This is a genomic window from Caulobacter sp. 05L422, assembly GCF_056397765.1.
Genome location: NZ_JBFTOB010000045.1, coordinates 1 through 5,362 on the forward strand (window position 1 = coordinate 1; position 5,362 = coordinate 5,362).

Annotated in this window: 5 protein-coding genes and 1 pseudogene; 2 read left to right on the forward strand and 4 right to left on the reverse strand. The window is 69.8% G+C overall.

Features of this window, described 5'->3' with window-relative positions; all coding sequences use genetic code 11:
- Nucleotides 1-238: 238 nt before the first annotated feature.
- From pyrC to ruvX, 3 genes are all read right to left on the reverse strand, one after another.
- On the reverse strand, nucleotides 239-1,540 hold the full coding sequence (gene pyrC / locus AC1DMQ_RS25690) for a dihydroorotase (protein ID WP_477036358.1): 1,302 nt from the start codon (nucleotides 1,538-1,540) through the stop codon (nucleotides 239-241).
- On the reverse strand, nucleotides 1,537-2,538 hold the full coding sequence (locus AC1DMQ_RS25695; RefSeq protein ID WP_477036359.1) for an aspartate carbamoyltransferase catalytic subunit: 1,002 nt from the start codon (nucleotides 2,536-2,538) through the stop codon (nucleotides 1,537-1,539). Before AC1DMQ_RS25695 ends, pyrC begins: the two co-directional genes overlap by 4 nt.
- 162 nt (nucleotides 2,539-2,700) lie before the next feature.
- The gene (ruvX, locus tag AC1DMQ_RS25700; RefSeq protein ID WP_477036360.1) at nucleotides 2,701-3,195 is read right to left on the reverse strand and encodes a Holliday junction resolvase RuvX; all 495 of its coding nucleotides are present in this window, start codon (nucleotides 3,193-3,195) and stop codon (nucleotides 2,701-2,703) included.
- A 101-nt stretch (nucleotides 3,196-3,296) separates the two neighbouring features.
- Here ruvX and gatC point away from each other — a divergent pair, with 101 nt between their 5' ends.
- Both gatC and gatA read left to right on the forward strand, forming a co-directional pair.
- Nucleotides 3,297-3,584: an Asp-tRNA(Asn)/Glu-tRNA(Gln) amidotransferase subunit GatC gene (gene gatC, locus AC1DMQ_RS25705; protein WP_477036361.1), complete on the forward strand. Its 288-nt coding sequence runs from the start codon at nucleotides 3,297-3,299 to the stop codon at nucleotides 3,582-3,584.
- A 2-nt stretch (nucleotides 3,585-3,586) separates the two neighbouring features.
- Nucleotides 3,587-5,059, forward strand: a complete 1,473-nt coding sequence (gene gatA / locus AC1DMQ_RS25710) for an Asp-tRNA(Asn)/Glu-tRNA(Gln) amidotransferase subunit GatA (RefSeq protein WP_477036362.1) — start codon at nucleotides 3,587-3,589, stop codon at nucleotides 5,057-5,059.
- A gap of 77 nt (nucleotides 5,060-5,136) precedes the next feature.
- Here the strand turns inward: gatA and AC1DMQ_RS25715 are convergent.
- A pseudogene (locus tag AC1DMQ_RS25715) lies at nucleotides 5,137-5,362 on the reverse strand (hypothetical protein); the annotation flags it as partial.

Sequence of the window (5,362 nt, forward strand, 5' to 3'; positions counted from 1 at the left end):
CGGGTCCGGCTAAGCCTCAACAGGGCTGCCCACCGGATGCTGGCGGATAACGATGGCGCGGAGCGATCGGCTTCGTCGAAACGGTATTCATTCAAAGACCTCCGGACGTCGTCCGGCGCTCCGCGACCCTTTCCATTCCCTCAGCGGCTCGCCGCGTGAGCATGAGAGATCGTGCCGTGAGCACTTCCCCCACCTGGCGGCTTCGCCGCCTGTCCGCCCCCAGAGGGGGCGGAGCGCCTTACCCTTCCGCCCGGTGCACCACGCGGCCGTCGACGATCGTCATAAGCACCTGGCCCTGCAGCCTGCGTCCGTCGAACGGCGAGTTCTTGGACTTCGACAGCAGCTTGCCGGCGTCGATGATCAGCGGGGCGTCCAGGTCGCACAGCACCAGGTCGGCCGGGGCGCCGGGGGCGATGCGGCCCGACTGCAGGCCGATCAGGGCGGCGGGGGCCAGGGTGACGGCGCGGATCAGGTCGACCAGCGGCAGGCGTTCCTCGTGATAGAGGCTCAGCAGGGCCGGCAGCAGAGTCTCCAGACCCACGGCGCCGGGCGTGGCCTCGTCGAACGGCAGGCGCTTGTCCTCGGCCGGGGCCGGGGCGTGGGCCGAGACGACGACGTCGATCAGGCCCGAGGCCAGGGCCTCGATCAGGGCCTGGCGGTCGTCCTCGCCGCGCAGGGGCGGGGTGACCTTGGCGAAGCTGCGATAGTCGCCGATGTCCAGTTCGTTGAACGACAAGTGGTTGATCGACACCGAAGCGTGGATGCGCAGGCCCTTGGCCTTGGCGCGGGCCAGGGTCTCCAGGGCCTGGGCGCTGGTGACCTGGTCGACCAGCAGGCGGCCGCCGGTGGCCTCCAGCAGGGCCACGTCGCGCTCCAGCATGATCCGCTCGGCCATCGGCGAGATCGAGGGCAGGCCCATGCGGCCGGCGAACTCGCCGCCGGTGGCCGCGCCGCCCTTGGCCAGCCACGGGTCCATCGGCCGGTGGGCCAGCAGGGTCTCGAAGCCCTTGGCGTAGGTGAGGATGCGCTGCATCACCTTGCTGTCGACGATCGGGCGGTCGGCGTCGGTCACATAGACGCAGCCGGCCTCGCGCATCAGGCCGATCTCGGCCATCTGTTCGCCCTTCAGTCCCTTGGTCGCCGCGCCGGCGCAGAGGATGCGGGCGCTGTCGATGTCGCGCGAGCGGCGCAGGATGAAGTCGACAACGCTGGGGTCATCGACAGCCGGGTCGGTGTCGGGCTGGACGACGAAGCTGGTCACCCCGCCGGCCGCCGCGGCCCGGGCGGCGCTGGCCAGGGTTTCCTTGGTCTCGGCCCCGGGCTCGCCGGTCTTGACCCGCAGGTCGATCAGGCCGGGCGCCAGCATGGCGCCGCCGCAGTCGATGACGCGGACGTCCTTGGTCAGCTTGGCGAACTCGCGGCCCTTGGCGACGTCGGAGATCACGCCTTCGGAGACGATCACGCCGCCGGGGCCGTCATAGCCGCTCTCGGGGTCGACCAGGCGGGCGTTGATCAGGGCGAGGGGCTGTGACGCGCTCATTTGCCGTGCTCCTCGAGCCGATGCGCAAGGGAGGCCAGCACGGCCATGCGGGCGGCGACGCCCATCTCGACCTGGTCCTGGATCAGGCTGATCTCGGGATCGTCGGCGACGTCGGAGTCGATCTCCACGCCACGGTTCATGGGGCCAGGGTGCATGACCTTGGCCTTGGGCGCGGCGCGGGCCAGCTTCTCGCGGTCCAGGCCGTAGAAGCGGAAATATTCGCGGGTCGAGGGCACGAAGGCCCCCTGCATGCGCTCCAGCTGCAGGCGCAGCATCATCACCACGTCGGCCCCGGCGATTCCGGCCTTCATGTCGTGGTGGACGGTGACGCCCCAGCGCTCGGCCTGGGCCGGCATCAGGGTGGGCGGTCCGACCAGACGGACGCTGGCGCCCAGGGTGTGCAGCAGGGCCACGTTCGAGCGGGCCACGCGGCTGTGCAGAACGTCGCCGCAGATCGCCACGGTCAGGCCCGAGACCCGGCCGAAGGCACGGCGGATCGACAGGGCGTCCAGCACCGCCTGGGTCGGGTGCTCGTGCTGGCCGTCGCCGGCGTTGATCACGCTGCCGCTGACCTTCTGGCTCAGCAGGCTGGCCGCGCCCGACGAGGCGTGGCGCACCACCAGCAGGTCGGGGCGCATGGCGTTCAGGGTGACGGCGGTGTCGATCAGGGTCTCGCCCTTGGTGATCGACGAGGTGCGCGGGCTCATGTTGACGACGTCGGCGCCGAGGCGCTTGCCGGCGATCTCGAAGCTGGACTGGGTGCGGGTGCTGTTCTCGAAGAACAGGTTCATCAGCGTCCGCCCCTTGAGGATGTCGAGGGACCTGGACGTCTGGCGGTTGAAGTCGACGAAGGCGTCGGCCAGGTCCAGCAGATCCGTGGCCTGCAGGGCGTTCAGGTCGCCGGCCGACAGGAAGTGGCGCCGGGGGAACGAGAAGATGCGCTTGCGGATCGTCTCGATCGGGTCGGCGAGCTCATGGGGCGGGGGTTTGGCCGTCATGAGTGGGCGTCATACGGGGCTTTGGGCGGGGAGGGAAGGATTCGTCGGACGCCGTGCGTCCTTCGAGGCCCGCTGCGCGAGCGCCTCAGGATGAGGAATTCCAATACGAAGCTCCTCATCCTGAGGTGCGAGCCGCAGGCGAGCCTCGAAGGACGCAGGGCGTTAAAACCCCTTGCCCGCCGCCTCGTTGATCCCCCGGATCCGCTCCAGCGCGCCCTGCAGGATCCAGCCGGCGGCCATCTTGTCGACGACCTCGGCGCGGCGCTTGCGGTTGACGTCGTGCTCCTCGATCAGCACCCGGGTGACGGCGGCCGTCGACAGGCGTTCGTCCCAGAAGGTGATCGGAATGTGGGGCTGCAGGCGCAGCAGGTTGCGGCCCAGGGCCCGGTTGGACTGGCAGCGCACGCCTTCCGTGCCGTCCATGTTCATCGGCAGGCCGATGACGATGCCGGCCGCCTTGCGGCTGCCCATCAGCTTGAACAGCACCTCGGCGTCCTCGCTGAACTTGGTCTTCTTGATCAGGGCCAGCGGGCTGGCCACGGTCAGGGTGACGTCGGACACGGCCACGCCGATGGTCTTCTCGCCGGGGTCCAGGCCGACGATCGGCAGGTAGTCGGGAATGGCGGCGGCGAATTCGGCGATGTCTAGGACGGGCATAAGTCCTCATAACACGGGGGAGCGCCCCCCAAACAAGGGAAGAGCTTGTCAAAGCGCCCCTCGCACGGCTAACCCACGCGCTTGGAATTCAGGAGGCCCCCATGGCCATTGACGCCGCCACCGTGCGGAAGGTCGCGCGGCTTGCCCGCATCGCCACGCCCGAAGATCGTCTGGAGCCCCTGGCCCAGGAGCTCAACGGCATCATGACGTGGATCGAGCAGCTGGCCGAGGTCGACACCGACGGCGTCGAGCCGCTGACCAGCGTCGTGCACGCCGGCCTTCCGCTGCGCGACGACGTGGTGACCATGGGCGGCGACGCCGATGTCGTCACCGGCAACGCCCCCAAGTCGGTCGATGGGTTCTTCGTGGTCCCGAAGGTGGTTGAATAACGATGACTTCGCTGACCTCTCTCACCCTCAAGGGCGCGCTGGACGGGCTGGAGGCCGGGGACTTCACCTCGGTCGAGCTGACCCGCGCCCACATCGAGGCCGTCGAGGCCGCGCGCGGCCTGAACGCCTTCCTGTTCGAGACGCCCGAGCAGGCCCTGTCGATGGCCGCCGCTTCGGACGCCCGGCGTGCGCTGGGCGCGGCCGGCCGCCTGGACGGCGCGCCCCTGGGCATCAAGGACCTGTTCTGCACCGAAGGCACGCCCACCACGGCGGCGTCGAAGATCCTCGAACCGTTCGTCCCGCACTACGAGTCGACCGTCACCAGCCAGCTGTGGCGCGACGGAGCGGTGATGCTGGGCAAGCTGAACCTCGACGAATTCGCCATGGGCTCGTCGAACGAGACCAGCGCCTACGGTCCGGTGATCAACCCCTGGCGCAAGTCCGGCTCCAACCAGGCCCTGACGCCGGGCGGCAGCTCGGGCGGCAGCGCCGCGGCCGTCGCCGCTGATCTGTGCCTGGGCGCCACCGCCACGGACACCGGCGGCTCGATCCGCCAGCCGGCCTCGTTCACCGGCACCGTCGGGATCAAGCCGACCTACGGCCGCTGCTCGCGCTGGGGCACGGTGGCCTTCGCCAGCTCGCTGGACCAGGCTGGCCCGATCGCCAAGACCGTCGAGGACGCCGCGATCCTGCTGACCTCGATGTCGGGCCACGACCCCAAGGACTCGACCAGCCTGGACGTGCCGGTTCCCGATTTCGCGGCCTTCGTCGGCAAGTCGGTCAAGGGCCTGCGGATCGGCATTCCCAAGGAATACCGCGTCGACAACATGCCGGCCGAGATCGAGAAGCTGTGGGCCGACGGGATCGCCTGGCTGAAGGAAGCCGGCTGCGAGATCGTCGAGATCAGCCTGCCGCACACCAAGTACGCCCTGCCGGCCTATTACATCGTGGCCCCGGCCGAGGCCTCGTCGAACCTGGCCCGCTATGACGGCATGCGCTACGGCCTGCGGGCCGAGGGCGCGAACCTGACCGAGGTCTACGAGAACACCCGCGCCGCCGGCTTCGGCGACGAGGTCAAGCGCCGCATCCTGATCGGCACCTACGTGCTGTCGGCCGGCTATTACGACGCCTACTACCTGAAGGCCCTGAAGGTGCGCCGCCGCATCGCCGAGGATTTCGACAACGCCTGGGAAAAGTGCGACGCCATCCTGACCCCGACGGCTCCGTCGGCTGCGTTCGGTCTGGGCGAGAACAGCAACGACCCGATCGCCATGTACCTGAACGACGTGTTCACGGTGACGACCAACCTCGCCGGGCTGCCGGGCCTGTCGCTGCCCGCCGGTCTGGACGCCAACGGCCTGCCGTTGGGTCTGCAGATCATCGGCAAGCCGCTGGACGAGGGCACGGTGTTCTCGGTGGCCGGCGCCATGGAAAAGGCCGCCGGCTTCAAGGCCAAGGCCGACAAGTGGTGGTGATCCGCCGCTAGGTTGATCAGCTAAGAAAAAGGGCGGCCCCGCGAGGAGCCGCCCTTCTTTTTACGCTACGCCACTCACTACATCGGGGCGTCCGGCGTGACCGGGGCCGCCGTCGGGGCGGGAGCCGGAGCCGGGGTGGGCGCCGGGGCGGCCGGAGCCGCGATCACCGGGGTCGGGGCGGGGGCCGCKACCGGAGCMGGAACCGTCGCGCTGACGTTCGACGAGGCCGACTCGGCGTCGGGCGCCGCGGCCGGGGCCGCGCGGCGAGCCGGAGCGGCGCGCTTGGCGGGGGCGGTCACGCGC

Excerpts from the sequence above, each read along its gene's own strand:
- pyrC (WP_477036358.1), bottom strand. The coding sequence starts at position 1,540 with ATGAGCGCGTCACAGCCCCTCGCCCTGATCAACGCCCGCCTGGTCGAC.
- AC1DMQ_RS25695 (WP_477036359.1), bottom strand. The coding sequence starts at position 2,538 with ATGACGGCCAAACCCCCGCCCCATGAGCTCGCCGACCCGATCGAGACG.
- ruvX (WP_477036360.1), bottom strand. The coding sequence starts at position 3,195 with ATGCCCGTCCTAGACATCGCCGAATTCGCCGCCGCCATTCCCGACTAC.
- gatC (WP_477036361.1), top strand. The coding sequence starts at position 3,297 with ATGGCCATTGACGCCGCCACCGTGCGGAAGGTCGCGCGGCTTGCCCGC.
- gatA (WP_477036362.1), top strand. The coding sequence starts at position 3,587 with ATGACTTCGCTGACCTCTCTCACCCTCAAGGGCGCGCTGGACGGGCTG.